Annotated in this window: 22 protein-coding genes and 2 pseudogenes; 7 read left to right on the top strand and 17 right to left on the bottom strand. The window is 65.2% G+C overall.

The window, feature by feature from the left end:
- Positions 1-8: 8 nt before the first annotated feature.
- Positions 9-1,373: a 3-oxoacyl-ACP reductase gene (locus CDN38_RS11880; RefSeq protein ID WP_075509649.1), complete on the bottom strand. Its 1,365-nt coding sequence runs from the start codon at positions 1,371-1,373 to the stop codon at positions 9-11.
- Between the two features lie 133 nt (positions 1,374-1,506).
- Here CDN38_RS11880 and CDN38_RS11875 point away from each other — a divergent pair, with 133 nt between their 5' ends.
- Entirely contained in the window at positions 1,507-2,835 is a 1,329-nt protein-coding gene (locus CDN38_RS11875) for an acetyl-CoA C-acetyltransferase (RefSeq protein ID WP_075509648.1), read from the top strand.
- Positions 2,836-3,141: 306 nt separating this feature from the next.
- Here the strand turns inward: CDN38_RS11875 and CDN38_RS11870 are convergent, their stop codons facing one another.
- Positions 3,142-4,977 carry an acyl-CoA dehydrogenase gene (locus CDN38_RS11870; RefSeq protein WP_075509647.1) on the bottom strand — a complete coding sequence of 612 codons (1,836 nt, stop codon included), beginning with the start codon at positions 4,975-4,977 and terminating at the stop codon, positions 3,142-3,144.
- A gap of 513 nt (positions 4,978-5,490) precedes the next feature.
- Between CDN38_RS11870 and CDN38_RS11860 the strand changes: the two genes are divergently transcribed.
- The 3 genes and pseudogenes from CDN38_RS11860 (at position 5,491) to tnpB (ending at position 8,051) form a co-directional block, all read left to right on the top strand.
- The gene (locus CDN38_RS11860; protein ID WP_075509646.1) at positions 5,491-5,979 is read left to right on the top strand and encodes a flavin reductase family protein; all 489 of its coding nucleotides are present in this window, start codon (positions 5,491-5,493) and stop codon (positions 5,977-5,979) included.
- Between the two features lie 103 nt (positions 5,980-6,082).
- Positions 6,083-6,664, top strand: a pseudogene (locus CDN38_RS11855) (IS607 family transposase).
- A pseudogene (tnpB, locus tag CDN38_RS11850) lies at positions 6,664-8,051 on the top strand (IS607 family element RNA-guided endonuclease TnpB). The pseudogenes CDN38_RS11855 and tnpB overlap by 1 nt, the downstream one beginning before the upstream one ends.
- 84 nt (positions 8,052-8,135) lie before the next feature.
- Here the strand turns inward: tnpB and CDN38_RS29400 are convergent.
- The 6 genes from CDN38_RS29400 to CDN38_RS11820 all read right to left on the bottom strand — a co-directional run bounded on the left by CDN38_RS29400 (position 8,136) and on the right by CDN38_RS11820 (position 12,555).
- The gene (locus CDN38_RS29400) at positions 8,136-8,294 is read right to left on the bottom strand and encodes a hypothetical protein (RefSeq protein ID WP_099318972.1); all 159 of its coding nucleotides are present in this window, start codon (positions 8,292-8,294) and stop codon (positions 8,136-8,138) included.
- A gap of 106 nt (positions 8,295-8,400) precedes the next feature.
- Complete coding sequence (locus CDN38_RS11840) at positions 8,401-9,147, bottom strand: succinate dehydrogenase/fumarate reductase iron-sulfur subunit (protein WP_075509645.1); 747 nt, start codon at positions 9,145-9,147, stop codon at positions 8,401-8,403.
- On the bottom strand, positions 9,147-11,069 hold the full coding sequence (locus CDN38_RS11835; protein WP_075509644.1) for a fumarate reductase/succinate dehydrogenase flavoprotein subunit: 1,923 nt from the start codon (positions 11,067-11,069) through the stop codon (positions 9,147-9,149). The genes CDN38_RS11840 and CDN38_RS11835 overlap by 1 nt, the downstream gene beginning before the upstream one ends.
- A 46-nt stretch (positions 11,070-11,115) precedes the next feature.
- Positions 11,116-11,937, bottom strand: coding sequence for a succinate dehydrogenase subunit SdhC (gene sdhC / locus CDN38_RS11830; protein WP_075509643.1), 822 nt, complete (start codon positions 11,935-11,937; stop codon positions 11,116-11,118).
- A gap of 78 nt (positions 11,938-12,015) precedes the next feature.
- Positions 12,016-12,312: an Rv0250c family protein gene (locus CDN38_RS11825; protein WP_075509642.1), complete on the bottom strand. Its 297-nt coding sequence runs from the start codon at positions 12,310-12,312 to the stop codon at positions 12,016-12,018.
- Positions 12,313-12,336: 24 nt separating this feature from the next.
- Complete coding sequence (locus CDN38_RS11820; protein ID WP_075509641.1) at positions 12,337-12,555, bottom strand: hypothetical protein; 219 nt, start codon at positions 12,553-12,555, stop codon at positions 12,337-12,339.
- A gap of 138 nt (positions 12,556-12,693) precedes the next feature.
- On the opposite strand from CDN38_RS11820, the gene CDN38_RS11815 reads away from it, so the two are divergent.
- Positions 12,694-13,881: a PPE family protein gene (locus CDN38_RS11815; RefSeq protein ID WP_082277000.1), complete on the top strand. Its 1,188-nt coding sequence runs from the start codon at positions 12,694-12,696 to the stop codon at positions 13,879-13,881.
- A gap of 4 nt (positions 13,882-13,885) precedes the next feature.
- Here the strand turns inward: CDN38_RS11815 and CDN38_RS11810 are convergent, their stop codons facing one another.
- On the bottom strand, positions 13,886-14,359 hold the full coding sequence (locus CDN38_RS11810) for an Hsp20/alpha crystallin family protein (RefSeq protein ID WP_075509639.1): 474 nt from the start codon (positions 14,357-14,359) through the stop codon (positions 13,886-13,888).
- A gap of 216 nt (positions 14,360-14,575) precedes the next feature.
- Between CDN38_RS11810 and nirB the strand changes: the two genes are divergently transcribed.
- Positions 14,576-17,149, top strand: a complete 2,574-nt coding sequence (gene nirB / locus CDN38_RS11805) for a nitrite reductase large subunit NirB (protein WP_082276999.1) — start codon at positions 14,576-14,578, stop codon at positions 17,147-17,149.
- Between the two features lie 14 nt (positions 17,150-17,163).
- Positions 17,164-17,520 (top strand): nitrite reductase small subunit NirD, encoded by a 357-nt coding sequence (gene nirD / locus CDN38_RS11800; protein ID WP_075509638.1) that lies wholly within the window; start codon positions 17,164-17,166, stop codon positions 17,518-17,520.
- 55 nt (positions 17,521-17,575) lie between these two features.
- Here the strand turns inward: nirD and CDN38_RS11795 are convergent, their stop codons facing one another.
- From CDN38_RS11795 to CDN38_RS11760, 8 genes are all read right to left on the bottom strand, one after another.
- Entirely contained in the window at positions 17,576-18,031 is a 456-nt protein-coding gene (locus tag CDN38_RS11795; protein ID WP_023369818.1) for a TetR/AcrR family transcriptional regulator, read from the bottom strand.
- A gap of 96 nt (positions 18,032-18,127) precedes the next feature.
- On the bottom strand, positions 18,128-18,853 hold the full coding sequence (locus CDN38_RS11790; RefSeq protein ID WP_075509637.1) for a sirohydrochlorin chelatase: 726 nt from the start codon (positions 18,851-18,853) through the stop codon (positions 18,128-18,130).
- Positions 18,850-19,992, bottom strand: a complete 1,143-nt coding sequence (locus tag CDN38_RS11785; protein ID WP_075509636.1) for a uroporphyrinogen-III synthase — start codon at positions 19,990-19,992, stop codon at positions 18,850-18,852. The genes CDN38_RS11790 and CDN38_RS11785 overlap by 4 nt, the downstream gene beginning before the upstream one ends.
- Before the next feature lie 78 nt (positions 19,993-20,070).
- Positions 20,071-21,486, bottom strand: coding sequence for an MFS transporter (locus tag CDN38_RS11780; protein ID WP_075509635.1), 1,416 nt, complete (start codon positions 21,484-21,486; stop codon positions 20,071-20,073).
- A 350-nt stretch (positions 21,487-21,836) separates the two neighbouring features.
- Positions 21,837-22,382 carry a GNAT family N-acetyltransferase gene (locus CDN38_RS11775; protein WP_075509634.1) on the bottom strand — a complete coding sequence of 182 codons (546 nt, stop codon included), beginning with the start codon at positions 22,380-22,382 and terminating at the stop codon, positions 21,837-21,839.
- 7 nt (positions 22,383-22,389) lie between these two features.
- Positions 22,390-23,268, bottom strand: a complete 879-nt coding sequence (locus CDN38_RS11770; RefSeq protein ID WP_075509633.1) for a 5-oxoprolinase/urea amidolyase family protein — start codon at positions 23,266-23,268, stop codon at positions 22,390-22,392.
- A 15-nt stretch (positions 23,269-23,283) separates the two neighbouring features.
- Entirely contained in the window at positions 23,284-23,946 is a 663-nt protein-coding gene (locus CDN38_RS11765; RefSeq protein ID WP_075509632.1) for a 5-oxoprolinase subunit B family protein, read from the bottom strand.
- Positions 23,947-24,059: 113 nt separating this feature from the next.
- Entirely contained in the window at positions 24,060-25,052 is a 993-nt protein-coding gene (locus CDN38_RS11760) for an ABC transporter substrate-binding protein (protein WP_075509631.1), read from the bottom strand.
- Positions 25,053-25,097: the final 45 nt, after the last annotated feature.

Raw genomic sequence — 25,097 nt, 5'->3', positions numbered from 1 at the left:
CTAGCCGCTCAAGCGCCGATCATGGCTTGGCCGCAGACCCGAATAACGTTGCCGGTCACCGCATTTGACGCCGGGCTGGCGAAATAGGCGATGGTCTCGGCCACGTCGACGGGCTGCCCGCCCTGCATCAGCGAGTTCAGCCGCCGGCCCACCTCGCGGGTGGCCAGCGGGATGGCCGCCGTCATCTGAGTTTCGATGAATCCCGGTGCGACGGCGTTGATGGTGATGCCCTTGCCGGCCAGCTGCGGCGCCAGCGCCTGGGTGATGCCGATCATGCCGGCCTTGGTGGCGCCGTAATTGGTCTGCCCGCGGTTGCCCGCGATTCCGGCGATCGACGACAACCCGACGATTCGTCCGCCCTCTCCGATGCTGCCGTTTCCGACCAGACCCTCGACCAGCCGAAGCGGGGCAAGCAGATTGACGGCGATCACCGAGTCCCAGCGGGCGTCGTCCATATTGGCCAGCAGCTTGTCCCGAGTGATACCGGCGTTGTTGACCAGGATGTCGGCCTTGCCGCCGTGGTGGTCGCGCAGGTGCTCGGTGATCTTGTCGACGGCGTCGTCGGCGGTGACGTCCAGCCACAGCGGGGTGCCGCCCACGCTGCTGGCGGTCTCGGCCAAAGCCTCCTCGGCGGACTCCACGTCGATCGCCACCACCCGGGCGCCGTCGCGGGCGAACACCTCGGCGATCGTCTTGCCGATGCCGCGGGCAGCGCCGGTGACGATCGCCACCGTGCCGTCGAGCGGGCGGTCCCAGTCGGCCGGCGGGGTGGAATCGGCTGCTCCGACATAGAACACCTGACCGTCGACGTAGGCCGACTTGGCCGACAGGATGAACCGCATGGTCGATTCGAGCCCGGTGGCCGCCGGCTTGGCGTCGGGCGACAGGTACACCAGCGCGACCGTGCTGCCGCGCCGCAACTCCTTGGCCAGGGACCGGGCGAAGCCCTCCAGCGCGCGCTGCGCAATCCGCTCGTGGGTGTCGGCGATCGCCTCGGGAGTGGTGCCCACTACCGCCACTCGCGCGCAGGCGCCCAGATTGCGCAGCAGCGGCGTGAAGAATTCGTGCAGTTTCCTGAGCCCGGCCGGGTCGGTGATGCCGGTGGCGTCGAAGACCAGCCCGCCGAACGAGTCGGCCCAGCGGCCGCCGAGGTTGTTGCTCACCACGTCGTAGTCGTCGTCCAGGGCGGTGCGCAGCGGCTCGACCACCCTGCCGTCCCCTCCGATCAGCAGCGATCCAACCAAGGGCGGATCCCCCGGTCGATACCGGCGCAGCGTCTCGGGTTGCGGGACACCGAGTTGCTTGGCCACGAACGACCCGGGTCGGGAGCTGACAACCTGCGAGAACAGATCGGACGAGAGCTTGGGAGCCACTGAGCTGCCTTCCGTGTCGGGTATGTGTTGCTATCAGCAACCGTATCGAGGATGAACTTACTTGAGAGTAAGAACAGTGGGTAGTATGGCCTGCAACGGCTGATGCCCAAAATAGATACCCGGAGAACGCAAAGTGCCCGCAGCTGCTCAACAGAATTTTGAGTCCAAGCGTCGAGTCGCCGTCCTGGGCGGCAATCGCATCCCCTTCGCCAGGTCCGACGGCGCTTACGCCGACGCATCCAACCAGGACATGTTCACCGCGGCGCTGGGTGGACTGGTAGACCGGTTCAACCTGGGCGGCGAACGCCTGGGTTTGGTGGCCGGCGGCGCGGTGCTCAAGCACAGCCGCGACTTCAACCTGATGCGCGAGTGTGTGCTGGGCTCGGAGTTGTCGCCGCACACACCGGCCGTCGACCTGCAACAGGCCTGCGGCACCGGCCTGCAGGCCGCGATCGTCGCCGCCGACGGGATCGCGGCCGGTCGTTATGAGGTGGCTGCCGCCGGCGGCGTGGACACCACGTCCGACCCGCCGATCGGCCTGGGTGACGACCTGCGCCGGAACCTGCTGAAGCTGCGCCGGTCCAAGTCCAATGTGCAGCGATTGAAGCTGCTGGGCACCCTGCCGGCCAACCTCGGTGTGGAGATCCCGGCCAACAGCGAGCCGCGTACCGGGCTGTCCATGGGAGAGCATGCGGCCATCACCGCCAAGCACATGGGCATCAAACGTGTCGACCAGGACGAACTGGCCGCGGCCAGCCATCGCAATATGGCTAACGCCTACGACCGCGGATTCTTCGACGACCTGGTCACGCCCTTCCTGGGGCTGTACCGCGACGACAACATGCGGCCCGACTCCAGCGCCGAGAAACTGGCCACCTTGCGCCCGGTTTTCGGGGTGAAGGCCGGCGATGCGACGATGACCGCGGGTAATTCGACTCCGCTGACCGATGGTGCGTCGGTGGTGTTGCTGTCCAGCGAGCAGTGGGCGGCTGACCATTCGCTGCCACCGCTGGCCTACCTCGTGGACGCTGAGGCCGCTGCCGTCGACTATGTCAACGGCAGCGACGGTCTGCTGATGGCGCCAACCTACGCCGTGCCGCGCCTTCTGGCCCGAAACGGGCTGACGCTGCAGGATTTCGACTTCTACGAGATCCATGAGGCGTTTGCTTCGGTAGTGCTGGCACACCTGCAGGCGTGGGAATCCGAGGAGTACTGCAAGCAGCGGTTGGGCCTTGACGCCGCGCTGGGCACGATCGATCGCTCCAAGCTCAACGTCAACGGTTCGTCATTGGCCGCCGGTCACCCGTTCGCCGCGACGGGCGGGCGGATCCTGGCTCAGGCAGCCAAGCAACTGAGTGAGAAGAAGGCGGCGGGCAAAGGTGGCTCGAGTAAGCCCCTTCGTGCGCTGATCTCGATCTGCGCGGCCGGCGGCCAGGGCGTCGCCGCGATCCTGGAGGCCTGACGCCAGCCTGAACAAGTCGAGCCAAAGTCCGCGAAACGAAAAGATTTGCCAGCGGGTTTATTACCCGGAGTCGATGGGTAATTGTTAGTTCGGGTAGCCCCGCGTTGTGGTCTGACCCCCCGACCCCGGCCGCAGCGCGGGGCAATCCGCTGGTCGACCGCCGGTCGGCAGTCCTTAACGACGGGCGTACGAAAAGGGCCGCCGCTGGAGCGAGGGGATCCAGCGGCGGTCTTTTCCGGATGCCCCACAGACGCAGATCCCCCGTTTCAACGAGGAAACGGGGGATCTGGCTGTCGGATGGGTGGTTTAGAAAGCAGCCTCGTCGAGTTCCATGATGTCGTTGTCCAGGGTCTCGATCACCTCGCGGGTGCTGGTCAACAGCGGCAGGAAGTTCTTGGCGAAGAACGACGCCACCGCGACCTTGCCTTCGTAGTAGGCGCGCTCGTCGCCGGTGGCACCCGCGTCGAGAGCCGCCACCGCCACCGCGGCCTGACGCTGCAGCAACCACCCGATGATCAGATCACCGACGCTCATCAGGAAGCGCACCGAACCGAGGCCCACCTTGTAGAGGCTGGTGACGTCCTGCTGAGCGGCCATCAGATAGCCGGTCAGCGCGGCTGCCATGGCCTGAACGTCGGCAAGCGCCTTGGCCAGCAGCGCCCGCTCGGTCTTCAGCCGGCCGTTACCGGACTCGCTGTCGACGAACTCCTGGATCTGGCCCGATACATGGGCCAGCGCCACACCCTTGTCCCGGATGATCTTGCGGAAGAAGAAGTCCTGCGCCTGAATGGCGGTGGTGCCTTCGTACAGGGAGTCGATCTTGGCGTCCCGGATGTACTGCTCGATCGGGTAGTCCTGCAGGAAGCCGGAGCCACCGAGGGTCTGCAGGCTCTCGGTGAGCTTGGCGTAGGCCTGCTCGGAACCCACACCCTTGACGATCGGCAGCATGAGGTCGTTGACCTTGGCGGCCAGCTTGGCGTCCACGCCGTGCACCACCTCGGCAACCGCCGCGTCCTGGAATGTCGCGGTGTAGAGGTAGAGCGCACGAAGACCCTCGGCGTAGGCCTTTTGGGTCATCAGGGACCGGCGCACGTCGGGGTGATGCGTGATGGTTACCCGAGGCGCGGTCTTGTCGGTCATCTGAGTCAGGTCGGCGCCCTGCACGCGCGACTTGGCATATTCCAGCGCGTTGAGGTAGCCGGTGGACAGCGTTGCGATGGCCTTGGTGCCGACCATCATCCGGGCCTGCTCGATGACCTCGAACATCTGCGCAATGCCGTTGTGTACCTCGCCGACCAGCCAGCCCTTGGCGGGCACACCGTGCTGGCCCAGCGACAGTTCACAGGTCGCCGACACCTTGAGACCCATCTTGTGCTCGACATTGGTGACGAAGACGCCATTACGGGCACCCAGCTCGCCGGTCTCGAAGTCGAACAGGAACTTCGGCACGAAAAACAGAGACAGCCCCTTGGTGCCCGGGCCCGCACCCTCGGGACGAGCCAGCACCAGGTGGAAGATGTTCTCGAACAGGTCGCCGGAGTCCCCGGAGGTGATGAACCGCTTGACGCCGTCGATGTGCCAGGAGCCGTCCTCCTGCTGGACGGCCTTGGTGCGTCCGGCACCCACGTCCGAACCCGCGTCCGGCTCGGTGAGCACCATCGTCGATCCCCAGCCGCGCTCGGCGGCCAGCACGGCCCACTTCTTCTGCTCGTCGGTGCCGAGGTGGTAGAGGATGCTGGAGAAGCCGCCGCCGCTGGCATACATCCACACCGCCGGGTTGGCACCCAGGACGTGCTCGTGCAGCGCCCAGACCAGCGCCTTGGGCATCGGCATCCCGCCCAGGACCTCCTCGATACCGGCCTTGTCCCAGCCGCCGTCCATAACCGCGCGGACGGATTCCTTGAACGCCTCCGGCAGCGTCACCGAGTGCGTCTTCGGGTCGAATACCGGCGGGTTGCGGTCGCCCTCGACGAACGATGCGGCAACCGGTCCCTCAGCCAATCGGCTGACCTCGACCAGCATCTCCTTTGCAGTGTCGACGTCCAGGTCGCTGAACTCGCCCTTGCCCAAAGCCTTGTCAACGCCCAGCATCTCGAACAGGGTGAAAACCTGGTCGCGGACGTTGCTCTTGTAGTGGCTCACTACGGTCCTCCTCGTTGAGAATGCCACTTGCGGTTGGGTACTAGGTCTAAGTTACCCACCAGTAACACCGCTAAAATATATCGGCGACGTAGTTGTACGCAAGTTACTGTGAGCTACATTTCACGTGCGAACTAACCAACCGGTTGGATTCCGCCTGTCGTCGTCCTCGGCAGGCCCTGCAACCTGCGACGATGATGCTCACTGTGGCGAACGGGTGTCACGGGGTTACCGGTAGTGGATCTGCAGACCCCGACCGGTCACCTGCACCGCACCCAGCGCGAGGCCGCCCATCAGGGGGATCTTCTATGTGACCTATGTGACCTATGTGACCGGTCACGGCGTGTCCGAGAGCTCGTGAGCAGGATGCTCGAGGCGGCGCGGCGGCTGTTCGCACTGCCGCAGGCGGACAACGACCCGTATGCGGCATCCTGGTACGGATAGGGCCCCGATATCGCGCCGGGTAGTGTCGGCTGCGAGAAATCCGTCCTCGGCTCGAGGGGCGAATGAAGTCCGGTGAATTCACACAGCAACCTGACACCGTCCTCCCTGCGTGAGGCTTTCGGACACTTCCCGTCCGGGGTGGTGGCTATCGCCGCCGAAATCGACGGGATCCGGGAAGGCCTGGCTGCCAGCACCTTCGTTCCCGTCTCGCTGGACCCGCCGCTGGTGTCGTTCTGTGTGCAGAACATTTCGACGACGTGGCCCAGACTCAAGGTTGCCCCGATGCTGGGCATCAGCGTGCTGGGCGAAACCCATGACGAGGCTGCGCGCACCCTGGCGGCCAAGACCGGGGATCGGTTCGCCGGGCTCGAGACGGTGTCCAGCGACAGCGGCGCGGTCTTCGTCAAGGGCACCAGCCTGTGGCTGGAGAGCGCGATCGAGCAACTGATCCCGGCCGGGGATCACACCATCGTCGTCCTACGGGTCAATCAGGTCACCGTGGATGCCGACGTCGCACCGATCGTCTTCCACCGCAGCGTCTTTCGTCGGCTCGGCGTCTGAGCGCCACTCGGCTAGGGTTGGTGATCGAGCCCGCGGTCATGGGGGTGCCAGCTGTTGCGGTTTGAGTGGTCGTTAGTCGGTGGTGTGCTGTAGGAACAGGTGTATGAGTCTCGCGGTGTGGGCTGAGCGCAATGGTGTTGCGTGGATCACCGCGTATCGCTGATTTCGGGCTGGGCTGTTGCCGGTCCCGGCGCAACGAGTAGGGCGGCTCATTGTGGTGAACGATTCGGCAACCGAGACGTCGCGGCGCCGGCGGACGGCGGTGTATGCGCGGGTGTCGTCGGCAGATCAGAAAGCGGATCTGGATCGTCAGGTGGCGCGGGTGACGGCATGGGCCACGGCTCAGCAGATCCCGGTCGACAAGGTTGTTATGGAGGTTGGTTCCGCGTTGAACGGGTACCGCCGCAAGTTTATTTCCTTGCTGCGTGATCCGTCGGTGCACCGGATCGTGGTGGAACACCGGGACCGGTTCTGCCGGTTCGGCTCTGAGTACGTCGAAGCCGCACTCGCCGCACAGGGCCGGGAGCTGGTGGTGGTCGATTCGGCTGAGGTTGATGACGATCTGATGCGGGATATGACCGAGATCCTGACCTCGATGTGTGCGCGACTCTACGGCAAACGCGCAGCACAGAACCGAGCCAAGCGTGCACTGGCTGCTGCCGCCGACGACGCGGAGGCAGCCTAATGGCCAGATTCGAGGTGCCAGACGGCTGGTGTGTGCAGGCATTCCGGTTCTCGCTGGACCCGACCGAGGACCAGACCAGCGCGTTGGCACGCCATTTCGGCGCTCGCCGCAAGGCGTACAACTGGACCGTCGCCACCTTGAAAACCGACATCGAGGCGTGGCAGGCCACTGGTGTCGGGACAGACAAGCCATCGCTGCCGGTGCTGCGGAAGCGTTGGAACACGGTCAAAGACGAGGTGTGTGTCAACGCTGAGACCGGGCAGCCGTGGTGGCGCGAGTGCTCCAAGGAGGCCTATGCCGACGGGATTGCGGGTGCTGTAGACGCGTACTGGAACTGGCAGCAGAGCCGTGCTGGCACGCGTGCCGGTAGGCGCGTCGGATTCCCGCGGTTCAACCCGACAGAAGAAGGGCCACGACGCCGATCGCGTGCGCTTTACGACGGGCGCGATGCGTGTAGAGCCCGATCGCCGGCACCTGACCCTGCCGGTCATTGGCACCGTCCGGACCCACGAGAACACCCGCCGGGTTGAACGCCTGATCCGTGCGGGCCGGGCGCGGGTGCTTGCCATCGGCGTTCGCCGCAACGGAACTCGGTTCGACGCCAGTGTGCGGGTGCTGGTGCAGCGCCCCCAACAACCTCGTGTGGCCCGTCCTGATTCACGGGTCGGTGTCGATCGTGGGTGTGCGCCGGTTGGCCACCGTCGCGGATGCCGCCGGGAATGTCATCGAGCAGGTGTCGAATCCACGCCCCCTTGATGCGGCGCTCAAAGAGTTGCGGCACGTCAGTCGTGCCCGGTCGCGCTGCACGAAAGGCTCACGCCGATACCGTGAGCGCGCCACCGAGATGTCCCGGCTGCATCGCCGGGTCAACGATGTCCGCACCCATCACCTGCACGTCCTGACCACACGATTGGCCAAAACCCACGGACGCATCGTTGTTGAAGGTTTGGACGCTGCAGCGATGCTGCGGCAAAAAGGGCTGCCGGGTGCCCGCGCCCGACGGCGCGGACTATCCGACGCCGCCCTGGGTGCAACGCGGCGGCACCTGGCCTACAAGACCCGCTGGTACGGGTCGCAACTGGTGGTCGCCGACCGCTGGTTCCCATCGTCGAAAACCTGCCACGCCTGCGGGCATGTTCAAGACATCGGATGGGACGAAACCTGGCAGTGCGACCAATGCGTGGCCGTCCATCAGCGTGACGACTGCGCTGCCATCAACCTCGCACGCTACCAGGAACCCGTTAGCGTCGTCGGCCCAGTTGGGGCCGCCGTCAAGCGTGGAGCCGACCATAAGACCCGGCCTGGCCGGGCTGGTGGCTATGAAGCGCGGAAGGGACGCAGCCACAAGGCTGCCGAACAACCCCGAGACGGGGTGCAAGTCGCGTGACCACTAAAGATCACTCACTTGCAACGGCAACTGCCCGCGCCCGTATACATTTCCCTGCGGCGCGACAGCCCCCCCAGCTGGCCGCTAGGGGCGCTTGGCCAACTCGTCCCGGAAGCCCTGGATGCGGCCCTCGATTTCGGCCGCGTCTTCATGTCGCCCTTCTTTGTGCGCGAGTTCCGCGCGGACCGACAACTCCCTGATCGCGGTGCGAATGTCGTTGATGCTTTTGGTTTCGCGTATCATTACTCCTGCCTTTCCGGCTGCGGGCAGGCTTGACCCGAGCCACGCATAGGGAAGGGGTACCCGATGCCGCTGTCCGCCTAACGGCCGGCGATCACTCTCCGAACCGCTAGCGCCGGAACAGCTTGTTACCCAGCCACACGACGGGGTCGTATTTGCGGTCGACCACGCGTTCCTTCATCGGGATCAGCGCGTTGTCGGTGATCTTGATGTTTTCCGGGCACACCTCGGTGCAACATTTCGTGATATTGCAATATCCCAGGCCGTGGGCGTCCTGGGCGTCTTTGCGCCGGTCGCGGGTGTCCAGCGGATGCATCTCGAGTTCGGCGATCCGCATCAAGAACCGCGGCCCGGCGAATGCCTGCTTGTTTTCCTCATGGTCGCGGATGACGTGGCAGACGTTCTGGCACAGGAAGCACTCAATGCACTTGCGGAACTCCTGCGAGCGCTGGACGTCGGCCTGAGCCATCCGGTACTCGCCCGGCTGCAAATCCTTCGGCGGCGCGAAAGACGGTATCTCGCGGGCCTTTTCGTAGTTGAACGACACGTCGGTGACGAGATCGCGAATCACCGGGAAGGTGCGCAGCGGCGTGACGGTGACCACCTCGTCCTCGGCGAATGTCGACATCCGGGTCATACACATCAACCGCGGCCTGCCGTTGATCTCCGCCGAGCACGATCCGCACTTGCCGGCCTTGCAGTTCCATCGCACCGCCAGGTCGGGCGTTTGGGTCTGCTGTAGACGGTGGATGACGTCGAGTACCACCTCGCCCTCGTTGACCTCGACGGTGAAGTCGCGGAGTTCGCCGCCGCTGTCGTCGCCCCGCCACACTCGCAAGCTAGCGTTGTAACCCATTACGATCTCCGTCCTGGATGGTCGGCCAACTCTTCGTCGGTGTAGTACTTCTCCAGCTCGGAAATGTCGAAGAGTTCCAGCAAGTCCGGTCGCATCGGCACCTGTGACTCCCGGGTGATGGCGACGTGGGAACCGTCGCCGGTGTCCCCATCGCCGGCGGCGTGGCAGACCAGCAAGGTGTTGCGCCAGTTGGCGTCCATGCCGGGATGATCGTCACGGGTATGACCGCCCCGGCTTTCGGTGCGTTCCAGTGCGGCCCGGGCCACGCACTCGCTGACCAGCAGCATATTGCGCAGATCGATGGCCAGGTTCCAGGCCGGGTTGTATTGACGATGCCCTTCCACCTGCACCTTCTGGTATCGCTTCCAGAGCTCGTCCAGCAGTGTCAATGCCCTGGTGATCTCGTCTGCTTTGCGGATGATGCCGACCAGGTCGTTCATCACGTGCTGCAAATCCATCTGCAGCGCATACGGGTTCTCCGCCGCCGAGCCGTCCGTCGGCCCCTCGAACGGCTTGAGCGCCTGCTTGGCGGCGGCGTCGACAGCATCCTGCGATACCGACGGGCGGCTGCTCAGCGCCCGCACGTAGTCGGCGGCACCCAAGCCGGCCCGCCGGCCGAAAACCAGCAGATCCGACAGCGAGTTCCCGCCCAGCCGGTTGGAGCCGTGCATGCCGCCGGAGCACTCGCCGGCGGCGAACAGCCCGGGAACTGTGGCCGCGCCGGTATCGGCGTCGACCTCGACGCCGCCCATCACGTAGTGACAGGTGGGCCCGACTTCCATCGGCTCCTTGGTGATGTCCACCCCGGCCAGCTCCATGAACTGGTGATACATCGACGGCAGCCGCCGTTTGATCTCCTCGGGCGCCAGCCGGGATGCGATGTCCAGGTAGACGCCGCCGTGTGGAGTGCCCCGACCGGCTTTGACTTCGGAGTTGATCGCCCGCGCGACCTCATCGCGGGGCAGCAGGTCAGGGGTACGCCGGGCCGAGTCGTTGTCCTTGAGCCACTGGTCGGCTTCTTGCTCGCTCTCGGCGTACTGGCCTTTGAACACCGGCGGGATGTAGTCGAACATGAAACGAGAGTTTTCGCTGTTCTTTAACACCCCGCCGTCGCCGCGCACCCCCTCGGTGACCAGGATCCCCTTCACGCTGGGCGGCCACACCATGCCGGTCGGGTGGAACTGGACGAACTCCATGTTGATCAGGGACGCGCCGGCCCGCAGCGCCAGCGCGTGCCCGTCGCCGGTGTACTCCCAGGAGTTGGACGTCACCTTGAACGACTTGCCGATCCCGCCGGTGGCCAGCACCACCGCTGGGGCCTCGAACAGGATGAACCGGCCGCTTTCACGCCAGTAGCCAAATGCCCCGGCGATCCGGTCCTGATCTTTGAGCAACTCGGTGATCGTGCATTCGGCGAACACCCTGATCCGGGCCTCGTAGTCGCCGAGTTCGGCGTAATCCTCCTGCTGCAGCGAGACGATCTTCTGCTGCATGGTGCGGATCAACTCCAAGCCGGTGCGGTCGCCGACGTGGGCCAGCCGTGGGTAGGTGTGGCCGCCGAAGTTGCGCTGACTGATCTTGCCGTCTTTGAGGCGATCGAACAGGGCGCCGTAGGTCTCCAGCTCCCAGACGCGGTCGGGGGCTTCCTTGGCGTGCAGTTCGGCCATGCGCCAGTTGTTCAGGAACTTGCCGCCGCGCATGGTGTCGCCAAAATGGGTCTTCCAGTTGTCTTTCGGGTTGGTGTTGCCCATCGCAGCCGCGCAGCCGCCCTCGGCCATCACCGTGTGGGCCTTGCCGAACAGCGACTTACACACCACCGCGACCTTCAAGCCGCGTTCGCGTGCCTCGATGACCGCCCGCAACCCTGCGCCGCCGGCACCAATGACGACCACGTCGTAAGAGTGCCGTTCGACCTCAACCATGAAACCTCGCTCAGCCTTATCTTTGGGGTGTTACTGAAATGGCTCGTCAGCCAACAAATCTCAAGTCAGTAATGGTTCCGGTGGCCACCAGCATGATGTAGAAGTCGGTCAGCGACAGCGTGCCCAGGGTAATCCACGCGAAGAGCATGTGCCGGGTGTTGAGCTTGCTGACCTGCGTCCAGATCCAATACCGGACTGGGTGTTTGGAGAAATGCTTGAGGCGGCCGCCGGTCACGTGCCGGCATGAATGGCAGGAGACCGTATAGGCCCACAGCAGCAGCACGTTGGTCACCAAAATGACGTTGCCCAAACCGAAGCCGAAACCGGATGGTGAATGGAAGGCCATGACCGCGTCGTAGGTGTTGATCACCGACACCACCACGGCAATGTAGAAGAAGTACCGGTGGCTGTTCTGGATGATCAGCGGAAGCCGGGTTTCGCCGGTGTAATGGGCCCGCGGCTCAGGTACCGCGCAACCGGTCGGTGACTGCCACACCGACCGGTAATAGGCCTTGCGGTAGTAGTAGCAGGTCAGCCGGAAACCGAGCAGAAACGGTAATACCAGCATTCCCAACGGAATCCACCACGGGAAGTGTCCAAACCAGACGCCGAGGTGACTTGCGCCAGGCTCGCAGGACGCGCTGACGCACGGTGAGTAGAACGGTGTCAGGTAGCGGTATTTCTCGACCCAGTAGCCGCTGCCCCAAAAAGCCCGAGTGGTCGCATAGACGATGAACGCCAGGAACCCGATGTTGGTGACCAGCGGTGCCCACCACCAGGTGTCGGTGCGCAGGGTCCGTTCGGGGATTTGCGCCCGGGTGGGTGAGAAAACGCCGCTATCAGGACGGTTCGCCGTGGGTGCGCTCATCTGGTGTGATCCTCTTCGAGTGGTATCTCGTCGAAGGGTACACAGATAGAGGGCCCTCTTTACGGCGGGGTTTGGTTGTCAGTATCTACTGTGACCGCCGACACCTTCGTCGTCGACGTCGCGCCAGAAATCGCGGTCGTAATCGGTGTCGGGGATGGCGATCTTCTCGCCGGAATACTGGGCATCGGCGCGATCCAGGTCCAACTCAGAGACATCGGTGTCGAGCAATTCGACGTCGGTGAGGATCCGGTCGGCGTCGATGACGATGCGGCGCATGGCCGGGTCGTCGCCGTATCGCGACTTCAGCGAGGTCATGCACCGCCGCAGACCGCCGATGAGGTCGTGCAGTTCGGCGATTTCAGCAGAGGCGGACAACGTAACTCCCTGGGCTGACGGGTGCTATAGATCACAATACGTCACCCGATGGTATCCCCACTCCGCGGCGATGCACAGGACATCTCGGCGCCGGCCGAGCCCACCGGAGCGGTCGACCTTCGGCGCGGACCGGGCCCGTAACCGGCTGATCCCCGCCGCAATTCCGGTGACCATCAGACGACGCGTCCAGCAATCCTTGACCATGGTGTTGAGCTCACGTGCTAGGACCAGACGAACGACCATTTCGTTATCGAATCGTGACGAGTCGTTTACTTCTGCGATTGGATTCAGCGCTGAGTCAAAACGCCCTTCTGGGGGCGCGATTTGTCGTAGTGTTTTGCCCGGATTCCACGGCAGGCCAGCTACGAAGGGATGGCTGTAATGAGTTTCTGCGTGTCGGCGCCCGAGGTGACTTCGGCGCAAATCCATTCCGGTCCCGGCTCAGAGCCGATGTTGGCCGCCGCGGTGGCCTGGGATGGGCTGGGCAGCGAGCTGGGTTCGGCGGCATCCACGTTTACTTCGGTGATCTCCGGGCTGGCAGACGGGCCCTGGCAAGGTCCTGCGGCCAAGGCAATGGCGGCCGTGGCAACCCAGTATTCACAGTGGCTTCAAGGTGCGGCGGCCGAGGCCGGGGGTGCGGCCACGCAGGCCAAAGCGGTGGTCTCCAGCTTTGAGGCGGTCCGCGGGGCGATAACGCATCCGCTTGCCGTCGCGGCCAACCGCCTGCAGTTGCGACTGCTGGCGATTTCTAACCTGTTCGGGTTCAACGCCCCGGCGATCGCGGCCAACGAGTGCGAATACGAGGCGATGTGGGCCAAGAACGTGGCGGCGATGGCGGGGTATCACAGCGCGGTGTCGGCGGTGGCTGCCAATTTGTCGCCGTGGCGGCAGGCGTTGCAATCCTTGCCGGGCCAGATGGCCAGCGCCGCCGCCGCCGACACCTCAATCCCCGCCAAGCTGGGTGAAACAAACCGGGCCTTCTTGGCTCAGACGAACTCCGCTAACGCGGCGCTTCTCCGCAGGGCACAAGAAGTGTCCGGTCGCAACTACGCTGCGGCGGGATCGGCGCTGCGCTCGGGTGACCTGACCAGGGCCGTTCGCTATGGCGCTGCCGGGGCACTGTATGAGGGTGGCGCGAATACGCTTGTGGCCACCAATGTGGCTGCCGCGGTTCCGACCTTGATCGGCCTTGATGCCACGACGGCCGGCCGTCTCCTTGCCCCCACGACTGCTGGCAACATCAGTACGGTCTTGCCGGCTGCGGCCAGCTCCGATCTTTTCGGACAGCTGGCGTCAACCAACCAAACCTACTTAGGTGAGCTGGGTTCCGCTAGCCAGACCGCGCTCGGCCGCCAGGGAGCCATCGTGGTGAGTGATTTCAGCGCGGCATTCTACGCTCTCGGCTCTGGTGACTTTGCCGGGGCCGCCACCTACGCCACTGCCGGAAGCTTGGTTGGTGCTGGGACGGCTTGGAGCGTAGGCACCGGATTCGCTTTCGCGCCTCCGCGTGTGATTGGCCTTGACCTTATGACGGCCGGTGCCTACTACTCAGCACCCGAAGCCTTCTAACCGGTTACTTCGTGATAGCGATGCGCTGTACCTGTTTTCCGGCCTGATTTGCGGCGTAGGCGCCGCTGACCCGCACCGTCAGGACGCCGGCGTCATACGAAGCGGTGATGGCCTCGCTGGAGACGTGGGCGGGCAGCCGGAACGAGCGGCGGAATGATCCGTAACGGATCTCCTTCAGGACGCGACCGTCGGTGTTCTCCGCGTGTTCGTCCCGATGTTCACCATGGATGACCAGGCGGCTCACCCCGTTCCTAGAGTCGACCTCGACGTTGACGTCGTTGTCGACGTCGACACCCGGCAGCTCCAGGCGGACCAGGGCGTCGTCGCCGTCTCTGAGGATCTCCGCGGCCGGGCTGAAACCGCTGGTCGCCGGCTTGTACCAGTCCGTCACCGCCGCAGGACCGAAGAAGTCACGCAACAAGCGGTCGGGGTCCCAGATACCCCGGGCCGGACGCGGCCACAATGCGAGAGTGCTCATGGATATCTCCTGATTCTTCCTTGTGAGTTAGCTGTGTCCGGCGCCGTGCCGGGTTGGCTATCTCGTAGAACATGAGTCGACTCCGCTAAAGTTCCACCTGGGCTTTCGCCGATAGTGAACGCAGTCACACAGGCTGTTCCCAGCTGTGAGCGCCATGTCATCGGGCTGTCACATTGGGCGATTTTCCGGCAATTTTCCGCCTTTAACCTTCATGGCATGGCTTCAGCCGGAACTACTCGCGCGCGCGACGGGGATTCGCCCTGCCGGTGGCACGTGATCGTGGTGGGGCACGGCATGGTGGGCCACCGGCTGGTGGAGGCACTGCGTGCCCGCGACACCAGCGGCTTGTGGCGGATCACGGTGCTGGCCGAGGAGGCCGACGCTGCCTACGACCGGGTCGGGCTGACTTCCTACACCGAAACCTGGGACCGCGGCCAACTGGCATTGCCGGGCAACGACTATGCCGGTGACGACAGGGTGCGGGTGCTGCTCAACACCCGGGTGACCGAGATCGACCGCGCGACCAACTCGGTCGTCACCGCCGACGGGCAGCGGCACGGCTACGACGCCTTGGTGCTGGCCACCGGCTCCTACGCATTCGTTCCCCCGGTGCCCGGGCACGACCTGCCCGAATGCCATGTTTACCGCACGCTGGACGACCTCGACGCGATCCGCGCCGGCGCCCAACACACGCTGAACTCGGCTCACACCGACACCGGAGTGGTCATCGGTGGCGGTCTGCTGGGACTCGAAGCCGCCAATGCACTGCGCCAGTTCGGGTTGCAGCCGCACGTCGTCGAGATGATGCCCCGGTTGATGGCCCAGCAGATCGACGAGGCCGGCGGCGCTCTGCTCGCTCGCATGATCACTGACCTCGGAATCGCCGTCCACGTTGGCACGGGCACCGAATCCATTGAGCCCGTCGAACACTCAGATGGCTCAGCGTCGGTTCGGGTGCGACTTACCGACGGTGACACCATCGATGCCGGCGTGGTGATCTTCGCCGCCGGCATCCGGCCGCGCGACGAATTGGCGAAGGCGGCGGGCCTGTCGATCGCCGAACGTGGCGGCGTGCTCACCGATTTGTCCTGCCGGACAAGTGATCCCGATATCTATGCGGTCGGCGAGGTGGCGGCTATCGAGGGGTGCTGCTACGGCCTGGTCGGACCGGGATATACCAGCGCCGAGGTGGTTGCGGACCGGCTGTTGGGCGGCGCTGCCGAGTTCCCGGAGGCGGATCTGTCGACAAAGCTCAAGCTGCTGGGCGTCGATGTCGCCAGCTTCGGCGATGCGACGGGCGCGACCGAGAACTGCCTCGAGGTCGTCATCAACGACGCGGTGAAGCGCACCTACGCCAAGCTGGTGCTCTCCGACGACGCCAAGACGCTGCTGGGCGGTGTGCTGGTGGGTGACGCCTCGTCGTACGGAGTGCTGCGGCCCATGGTCGGCAGCGAGTTGCCCGGGGATCCGCTGGCGCTGATCGCGCCCGCCGGATCCGGCGACGGCGGTGGCGCGTTGGGCGTTGGGGCGCTGCCGGATTCGGCGCAGATCTGCTCCTGCAACAACGTCACCAAGGGCGACCTGAAGTGCGCGATCGCCGATGGTTGCGCCGATGTGCCCGCCCTCAAGGCATGCACCGCGGCCGGCACCTCGTGCGGGTCCTGCGTGCCGTTGCTGAAGCAACTGCTGGAAGCGGAGGGGGTGGAGCAGTCCAAGGCGCTGTGCGAGCACTTCAGCCAGTCGCGGGCGGAGCTGTTCGAGATCATTTCAGCCACCGAGATCCGGACCTTCTCCGGTCTGCTGGAGCGTTTCGGCCGCGGAAAGGGTTGCGACATCTGCAAACCCGTGGTCGCGTCGATCTTGGCCTCCACCGGCTCCGACCACATTCTGGACGGCGAGCAAGCCGCGCTGCAGGATTCCAACGACCACTTCCTGGCCAACATTCAGAAGAACGGCAGCTACTCGGTGGTCCCGCGGGTTCCCGGTGGTGACATCAAGCCCGAGCACCTGATTCTGATCGGCCAGATCGCCCAGGAATTCGGGCTGTACACCAAGATCACCGGTGGTCAGCGGATCGACATGTTCGGCGCCCGGGTGGATCAGCTGCCGCTGATCTGGAAGCGGCTGGTCGACGCCGGCATGGAGTCCGGCCACGCCTATGGCAAGGCGCTGCGCACGGTAAAGAGCTGTGTGGGCAGCGACTGGTGCCGCTACGGGCAGCAAGATTCGGTGCAGCTGGCCATTGATCTCGAATTGCGCTACCGCGGCCTGCGCGCACCGCACAAGATCAAGCTCGGCGTTTCAGGCTGTGCGCGCGAGTGTGCCGAGGCGCGCGGCAAGGACGTGGGCGTCATCGCCACCGAAAAGGGCTGGAACCTCTATGTGGGCGGCAATGGCGGCATGACTCCCAAGCATGCCCAGCTGCTGGTCAGCGACCTGGACACCGAGACACTGGTCCGCTACATCGACCGGTTCCTCATGTATTACATCCGCACAGCCGAGCGGCTGCAACGCACCGCGCCGTGGGTGGAATCGCTGGGGCTGGACCACGTGCGCGAGGTCGTCTGCGAAGACTCGCTCGGCCTGGCCCAGGAATTCGAGGCCGCGATGGAGCGGCACGTTGCCAACTACACGTGCGAATGGAAGGGCGTGCTGGAGGATCCGGACAAGCTGTCACGGTTCGTCTCCTTCGTCAACGCCCCGGATGCGGTCGATTCGACCGTGACGTTCACCGAGCGTGCCGGCCGTAAAGTGCCTGTGCCCATTGGCATGCCGCGGATGCGCTCATAGTCAGGGAGGGAATCATGACACTTGTCAACGACATTCAGGTCTGGACCACCGCGTGCTCCTACGACCACCTCATTCCCGGCCGTGGTGTCGGTGTGCTGCTCGACGACGGTAGCCAGGCGGCGCTGTTCCGGCTCGACGACGGCTCGGTGCGCGCGGTCGGTAACGTGGACCCGTTCTCCGGCGCGGCCGTGCTGTCCCGTGGGATCGTCGGCGATCGCGGCGGACGGGTCACGGTCCAATCACCGATTCTGAAGCAGGCTTTCGCGCTCGACGACGGTAGCTGCCTGGACGATCCACGGGTCTCGGTACCGGTTTACCCGGCGCGCGTCACACCCGAAGGCCACATCCAGGTCGCGCGGATCGCCGCCTGACAGGGCCGACTGCCGGCCTATCAGACCTGGCGAGGCCTACCGGATGGCCTAGCCCCTAGCCGCGGCTGATATCGCCGACGAGGTAGCGCTGCATCGTCGGGCCAATTGCGTCGACAAGGGCCTCCACCGACATGGAATGCAGTGGTTCCGAGCGCACCCCGTAGCGCATGATGCCCAGGCCGACCAGCTGCGAAGCGCATAACGAGGCCCGGACGGCGATCTTGTCGACTCCCAGCATCTTCAGCAGCGGGTTGAAGACCGGCCCGATAAACATCGCCTGAACGATTTCGGCGGTCTTGGCCAGGCCCGTGGACGCGATGGCGCTGGCCGCAAAGGGACCGCCGCCCGCGGCGTCCCAGGTGGTAATCAGCATGTAAAGCGTTCGGCGGCCGACCTGGTTGACGCTTCCGGTGACGATTTTGTCGATGAATTCCGGTGTGCTGAACGGCAGCCGCAGCATCTTGGCTACCGGGTCGAGGAGCCCGCGTGAGGGCTCCTGGTGATGGGCCATGGTGCCAGGATTACGCGGATGTGATCAAAGATCAAGCGTCTTGACGTCGGCGTGCCATTCCGGCAGAGCCGCGCGGGCAAAGAACTTGTCTTCCATCTAATTCGGCATGCGTTGCATTCGGCGGCTGCCCAATCGGCACCGGATGGCACTGCGGAATCGGCCGGCGATCAACCGGGCCAATCCTGGATGCTCGCCCAGCGGCGGCGTCACCAGATCGGCGCCGCAGGCGCGTAGTCGTTCTTGAAACAGACCTTCGGCCAGCAGATAAGAGACCACCACGACGCGGCGCGCACCGCTTCGGCGAGCGCCGGCAACCGCCGTGCACACGTCCGGACCGCCGGTGGCCGCGAACGCCAGCTCTACGTGGGTCCCGGTAAGCGTCGAAAGGAACGTCCGAGCGGTGTGCAGGTCGGTGTGTGCCCGGCGGTCCGAGGTTCCCGCCGCCGCCAAGATCACCGAATCATCTGGACGCCAACCGGATTTCACCAGTTGGTGGGCGAGAATTCTGGTGATCTCCCGACTGGGCCCCAATGCCGGGGTGACGGTGACGTCCGGATGGCCGCTGGCGGTGACATGAGCCGGCAGGTCGGTTCGGACGTGGTATCCGCGAGACAGGAAGGCGGGCACCAGGATTGCGGGTTTTGCCGATACCGTTGCCGGGGACAATCCGGAGAGCACTTCGCTGGGCGTGGGTCCCAGCACGTCGACGAACGCAACGTGCACAGTCTGGTCCACCAGTGCGCTCACCCGCGCGGCAAGGTCACCGATCATTGTGACACCGGTCGGTCTGCGGGTGCCGTGTGCCGTCAGGATCAGACTCATACGTCGTCCTGCGTGTCGACGGCCAGCCGGTAGCCGCGTTTGACCACCGTCGCAATGATGTTCTTGTCGCCCAACGCCGTTCGCAGCCGCAGTACGGCGGTGTCGACGGCGTGGGTGTCGTCGCCGTTGCCGGGTAACACGGCGAGCAGTTCGTCGCGCCCGACGACGTCGCCGGGGCGTCGGGCCAACGCACGCAGAATCGCCATTCCCGACGCCGGCAGCGTCTTGATGGAATCGTCGACCAGCACGCAGGCCCTGCGGATATCGACGACGTGCCCTGCGGCGGTTAGGGTGCACGATCCGAGCCGTGGCAATTCTTCGGCGATATGCCGGGCCAGGGCCCCCAACCGCATTCGCTCCGGAGCCGACGTGGGGACGCCGTTTCGGGTCAAGGGGCGCGAGGTGACCGGGCCCACGCACATCGCGTGCACATCGTTGCGCAGCGCCGCCAATAGCTGCTCCTCGATACCCAACTGGCGGCCGCGTTCCAGTACCGCCGCCGCGGCTGGTGCCGACGTGAAACTGACCGCGTCGAATTGTCTTCGGGCAATGCCGGCGACCAACTGGTCGAATTCGCCGCCCAATGGTGTTGGCTTCCAGCGGTATACCCGGATGGGCAGCACTTCGGCACCCGCCGAGCGCAACCCGCCGACAAACTCCGGGAACGGGTCCCAACCGTCGGTGGCGCCGTGCAGTTGAACGGCGATCCGCCTCCCGGATACGCCGGATCGCAGCAGGTAGTCCAAGACCTCCAGCGACGACTCCGAATCCGGGGACCATTCCTCGCGTAACCCGGCGGCGCGCAACTCCCCGGTGGCTTTCGGCCCGCGAGATATGACCCGGGCCGTAGACAGCGCCCCGATCAACCCGCCGGCCAACCCCCACCCCTCGGCGGCGGCTATCCAGCCCCGAACGCCGATGCCGGTGTGCGCCACCAGTATGTCCGGCGGATCGGCGATCAACGCCTGCGTATTGTGGTGGAGTTCGTCGTCGTCGGGCAGGGCGATCATGGAGATTGCCGGGGCACTGCATACCTCCGCGCCCTGGCGGCGCAGCAGCGCGCACAGCTCGTCGGCGCGGCGAGCCGAGGTCACTGCAATGCGGTAGCCCCGCAGTGGCTCAGAGTTCAACTGGGCCATATCAACTGTCTAAGCCCTGGAAATTTCGGTGGCGTTACCGGGCAATTGCCTGGGCATTGCCCTTGGCTGAGGTGGTGCTCACACCCGGGCGAGTTCGGGTCGGGCCTTCGCGTCGTGGACCTTGGTTTCTGAAACCGGCCGGCGCACATACATCATCCAGGTAAGGACGGCGGCAACGACATAGGACACCAGGAACGCCCAGTACGCGGACGTCTCGGTGCCGCTCCTGAGGTAGGACTCACGCAGCGCCAGGTTGATGCCCGCGCCGCCGAGTGCGCCGACTGCCGAACAGATTCCGATCAGCGATCCCGACATGGCACGCGCCCAGTGGCGGCGTTCGGCGTCGGTGACCAGCAGCGACCTGCTGCGCGCCTCGAACACCGACGGAATCAGTTTGAACACTGACCCATTGCCCATTCCGGACAAGATGAACAGCGCCAGGAATCCGATGATCCCGACGACCCCCACGACGTAGCCCACCATGGCGGTGGTTGTTGTCGCCGCGGCATGGTCGGTGTAAGTGCTGATGCCGACCAGCATCCCGGCGGCCATGATCATGCCGGCCAGCACGCCGAGCGTGACGCGGCTGCCGCTGATGCGATCGGCCAAGCGTCCGCCGTATATCCGGGCGAGGGAACCCAATAATGGTCCGACGAAGGCGATTTGGGCGGCGTGCAGCGACGCGTGCTTGGCAGTTTCGCCGTTGGCCGCGAAATTGACCTCCAGTACCTGCCCGAAGGCGAACGAAAACCCGATCCAGGAGCCGAACGTGCAGACGTAGAGCAGTGAAATCACCCAGGTATCGCGGTCGAACAGAATTGACCGCATGTGGTTGATCTCGATGCGGTGCTCGAGATTGTCCATGAACACCGCCGCCGCGACGCCCACGGCCGCCAACAGCACCAGATACGTCGCACAGACCCAGTACGGTGCCTCGTGGCCAGCTGAAGCCAGTACCAACAGGCCGACCAGTTGGATCACTGCGACGCCGAGGTTGCCGACACCGGCATTGACCGCTAGCGCTGCGCCCTTGAGCCGTTGCGGGTAGAACGCATTGACGTTGGCCAACGAGGCCGCGTAGTTGCCGCCGCCCAGCCCGGTCAGCGCCGCGCACACCGCATAGGGCCACAGCGGCAGGCCGGGGTTGGCGAGCAACAGGATCGTGCCGGCCGTCGGAATCAGCAGCACGAATGCCGAGAACGTCGTCCAGTTGCGGCCGCCGAACTTCGCGACACCCAGGGTGTAAGGGATGCGCACGCAGCCGCCGACCAGCGTGGCGACCGCGCCCAGCAGCAGCTTGTCGCCGGCAGAAAACCCGTAGACCGACGCGGGCATGAACAACACCATCACCGACCACAGCGACCATATCGAGAAGGCCACATGGTCGCCGGCCATCGTGCACAGCAAATTGCGCCGCGCGATCTTTTTGTTACCGGCTTCCCAGGCCGCGATGTCTTCCGGATTCCAGTCCGGGATGCGATGGTTGCGGCCCATATGGTCTTCACCTTTCGTGCATGGTGTTCTGTCCCGAACAAACGTCACCAGCGCAGCGCCCTTAACGGCGTGCACTCAGGTCCCCCGTCGAGCGATCCCACCGCAACTTATTCGGCCATCGGCGGATGCAGGGCAGCCCGCGGCCACCAGGCATGTGTCGCAGTCCTTTCGATGCTCACATCGAGTATCGAAGTGAGTCAACCTGGTTCGGTCGATATCGCCTGAAAGTTGAATCCCAGTTATCTGGCAGCTTCCTGGCAGGCGCCGCGAGTCGCGCGGCTAATGTGTGGCAGATCACCGATGTTCACGATGTGGATCGGGCACAAGTCTTTGGCGCCCAACGGAATCGATTACCAGACGTCGCCCGCGCGCCAATCGCACATCAGTCCCGCCGAGGTGTCCAGAGTGACCTCGACCGGCAGGACGAACACGGTGCCGTCGTCGTCGGGAGTGCGCACCGGGCCGGTGGGCGCCAGCACCGACGTCGGGCCGTGCCAAGGCAACCAGCCACGCGACGCGTACAGCATGCGGGCCCGTGCCGAGGAGCTGAGCGCGCCCAGTTGATAGGCGCCACGTATCACCTGCTCGCCAGCGTCCAACAATGCGCGCACCAGTCCCTGGCCGCGCCAACCTTCGCGTACCGCAACGCCTTCGACGTAACCGCAGCGCAACGCGGTGCCCTGGTATATCAGCCGTCGCTGCACCACGGCGGCATGCGCGATGATCGCACCGTGGTGCCAGATCAGGGCATGCATCCCGCCCAGGGCGTGCTCCCAGTCATTTTCGGTGAAGTCACCGGCGAAGGCGTCGGTCACCATCTGATGGATGCGCTGGCGTGTCTCGCCGTCCAGATCGGAGGTGTGCACCAACCGTGCGGTGTGTACCTGGGCGTGCACGGGCCGGCTAACGGACCTGCGTGCGGGGCCTTGCCCATTGCAGCCGCACGTGCTGGCCCGGCCGCACCTGGGCGACCTTGTCGATGTCCTCGTCGATCAGCACGCCCACCACCGGGTAGCCGCCGGTAAGCGGGTGGTCGGGCCCCAGGATTACCGGTAATCCGTTGGGCGGCGCCTGGATCGCGCCGCGGGTGGTGCCCTCACTGGGCAGCTGCCGGTCCGGGTCGCGGTGCTGCAGCGGACTCCCGACCAGACGCGTCCCGACCCGGTCGCTGTGGTCGGAGACCACCCAGTCGGAGTGGACCAGAGCGTCGGGATCGACCAACCAGTCGTCACGCGGACCCGGTATCGCCAGCAGTTCGACCGCGGCGCCGGTGAAGGCGGCCACCGGGGCCTGGTCGAGTTCGGGATAGTCCGCGGTGTGTTCGCCGACCGGCAGCAGGTCGCCGGCTTGCAGCGGCGCGGGACCGATCGCCGACATCACGTCGTAGCTCCGCGAACCCAGCACCGGGGTGACGCAGATGCCGCCGCGCACCGCCAGATACGTCCGAAGCCCGGCGCGGGGCGTGCCCAACGAAATCACCTCGCCATCACGGACGTGGTGAATGCTGTTGGTGCCGAACATGATTCCGTTGACAGTCGGATCGGTGTCAGCACCCGTCACAGCGATGTCCACGTCGCCGCCGCGAACCCGCGCCGAGAACCCGCCGAACGTGACCTCGACGGTGGCCCGATCGTCGGGGTTGGCGACCAGCCGGTTGGCCAGCGTGTGGGAGCGGCGGTCGGCGGCTCCGGAGCGGCCGACACCGAGATGGGCAAGGCCGGCGCGGCCGAGATCTTCGACGATGGCCAGCGGGCCGGTGCGCAGAACTTCCAGGATCGCCATGGCAGCTGCTCCTTGCTACGCGGCCCGGAACCGCACCCACATGCCCTGCATGAGCAGCGCGGGGGTGGGTCTGGTGACGTCCCACAAGACGGCTTCAGTGTGGCCGATAATCTGCCACCCGCCCGGCGACTGCCGAGGATATATCGCGCTGAATTCGCCTGCGAGAGCGACCGATCCGGCCGGCACCACGGTTCGCGGTTCGGACTTGCGAGGGACCCGCAGCCGTGGGTCGCCGCCGATGAGATAGGCGAAACCGGGCGAGAACCCGTTGAATCCCACCCGCCACGGGGTTGCGGTGTGGGCGTTGATGATCTGTGCGGCCGTCAGGCCGGTGTGGCCGGCGACCTCGGCGAGATCCGGGCCGTCGTAGACGACGTCGATGACGGGGTGATCACCCCGGTGATCCGGCGGTGCAGCCGGAGACTCGATCGGCAACCGGCGCAGCCGCTGGCGGGTAACCCCTTGGAAGCGGGGTGCAGCCAGTTTGATCAACACCGTCCGCAACGCGGGAACGATGTCGACCACTCCCGGCAGGGCCGCCACGCGCAGCGCGTCGGTCCACGCCAAAACCTCAGCGGTACTGTCGCATTCCACCATCAGCGCCTGGTCGCCGTAGTCCAGAACGGTGCGCGTCGCCGCGTCGGTTGCGGGGTCGCTGGAGAGGTTCGTCACACTCATCTTTCGACGGTAGCCCCGTTATCGGCGCTCGGGCGAGGGATCTTGGAGCACTGCCAGAGGTGCCTTAGCAAACGCTCATGCGGATGCGGTCAGCGGCATTGCCAACCGGGAATTCAGCCCAGGATTGCGCCGATCTGCGGGGGCAGCTGATCGGCCACCAGAGGATAACTCAGCGGCGATGCGAACGCGATCGCTCCGGCCAGGTCTTTGGTGGTGAAGATGTGGCGCTTCTGGGCAGTCGCCCCGGAAGCCGCTATCGCGGGGTCGGCCAGCAACGCCTGCTGCTCCTCCGGGCTTTCGGTGGACCAGATCAGCACATCGGCGGAATCGAGCACCTCTTTGATGTGCTCGGGGGGGATGACCGCAACGTGGTCGGCGGCGTAGGACTTGATGGCGTCGGAGACGACCAGACCCATCTGGTTGAGGAAATCGGTCCGCCAGCCGGCCATGGTGGCGATCACGTTGCCCTGTCGCAACCTGCCCTGCAGCAGCAGTGCCTTCTTGCCCTTCCATTTCGGATTCTTCTCGGCGACCTCGGCGAACCTGCGGTCGACGTCGTCGATCAGCGACTTCATCTGCTCGGCCTGGAAAACCGCCTGGCCGATGGTGGTCGCCTGGTCCTTCCACGGCTCGAAGAACGCGTCGCCGCCGGACTGCGGGATGGTCGGGGCGATCGCCGACAGTTTCTGATAGGTGTCGGCGTCGACGCCGGCGTTGATGGCCACGATCAGGTCGGGCTTCAGGCCGGCAATCTGCTCGACCGCAATTCCGTTGTCGAGGTTCAACACCACCGGCTGCGCCGCTCCGAGCTTGGGTTGGGCCCACGGCCATACGGCGAACGGTTGGTCGCCGAACCAGTTGGTCACCGCGATCGGCACCACACCCACGGCCAGCAAGTCGTCCTGTTCGGTGAAGCCCGCACTGACCACGCGCTTCGGCGGCTCTTTGACGACGGTCTTGCCGAATAGGTGAGTGATGGTCACCGCCCCACCGCCGGGTGTGCCCGGTTTCGGTTCGCGTGACGAACACCCCGACATCCCCGCGGCGACGAGCCCTGTTGCTCCAGCGACCTGCAGGAATCCGCGCCGACTCCATCCCTGTTGCACCGCGTGAGACTATCGCGTGCCCGAGTCGGCTCACCGCCGCGTAAT

Source organism: Mycobacterium ostraviense, from assembly GCF_002705925.1.
Classification (GTDB): domain Bacteria; phylum Actinomycetota; class Actinomycetes; order Mycobacteriales; family Mycobacteriaceae; genus Mycobacterium; species Mycobacterium ostraviense.
This window is presented reverse-complemented; position numbering and strand designations above follow the sequence as displayed.

Excerpts from the sequence above, each read along its gene's own strand:
- CDN38_RS29400 (WP_099318972.1), bottom strand. The coding sequence starts at position 8,294 with ATGATACGCGAAACCAAAAGCATCAACGACATTCGCACCGCGATCAGG.
- CDN38_RS11840 (WP_075509645.1), bottom strand. The coding sequence starts at position 9,147 with ATGGGTTACAACGCTAGCTTGCGAGTGTGGCGGGGCGACGACAGCGGC.
- CDN38_RS11835 (WP_075509644.1), bottom strand. The coding sequence starts at position 11,069 with ATGGTTGAGGTCGAACGGCACTCTTACGACGTGGTCGTCATTGGTGCC.
- sdhC (WP_075509643.1), bottom strand. The coding sequence starts at position 11,937 with ATGAGCGCACCCACGGCGAACCGTCCTGATAGCGGCGTTTTCTCACCC.
- CDN38_RS11820 (WP_075509641.1), bottom strand. The coding sequence starts at position 12,555 with ATGGTCGTTCGTCTGGTCCTAGCACGTGAGCTCAACACCATGGTCAAG.
- CDN38_RS11815 (WP_082277000.1), top strand. The coding sequence starts at position 12,694 with ATGAGTTTCTGCGTGTCGGCGCCCGAGGTGACTTCGGCGCAAATCCAT.
- CDN38_RS11810 (WP_075509639.1), bottom strand. The coding sequence starts at position 14,359 with ATGAGCACTCTCGCATTGTGGCCGCGTCCGGCCCGGGGTATCTGGGAC.
- nirB (WP_082276999.1), top strand. The coding sequence starts at position 14,576 with ATGGCTTCAGCCGGAACTACTCGCGCGCGCGACGGGGATTCGCCCTGC.
- nirD (WP_075509638.1), top strand. The coding sequence starts at position 17,164 with ATGACACTTGTCAACGACATTCAGGTCTGGACCACCGCGTGCTCCTAC.
- CDN38_RS11795 (WP_023369818.1), bottom strand. The coding sequence starts at position 18,031 with ATGGCCCATCACCAGGAGCCCTCACGCGGGCTCCTCGACCCGGTAGCC.
- CDN38_RS11790 (WP_075509637.1), bottom strand. The coding sequence starts at position 18,853 with ATGAGTCTGATCCTGACGGCACACGGCACCCGCAGACCGACCGGTGTC.
- CDN38_RS11785 (WP_075509636.1), bottom strand. The coding sequence starts at position 19,992 with ATGGCCCAGTTGAACTCTGAGCCACTGCGGGGCTACCGCATTGCAGTG.
- CDN38_RS11780 (WP_075509635.1), bottom strand. The coding sequence starts at position 21,486 with ATGGGCCGCAACCATCGCATCCCGGACTGGAATCCGGAAGACATCGCG.
- CDN38_RS11770 (WP_075509633.1), bottom strand. The coding sequence starts at position 23,268 with ATGGCGATCCTGGAAGTTCTGCGCACCGGCCCGCTGGCCATCGTCGAA.
- CDN38_RS11765 (WP_075509632.1), bottom strand. The coding sequence starts at position 23,946 with ATGAGTGTGACGAACCTCTCCAGCGACCCCGCAACCGACGCGGCGACG.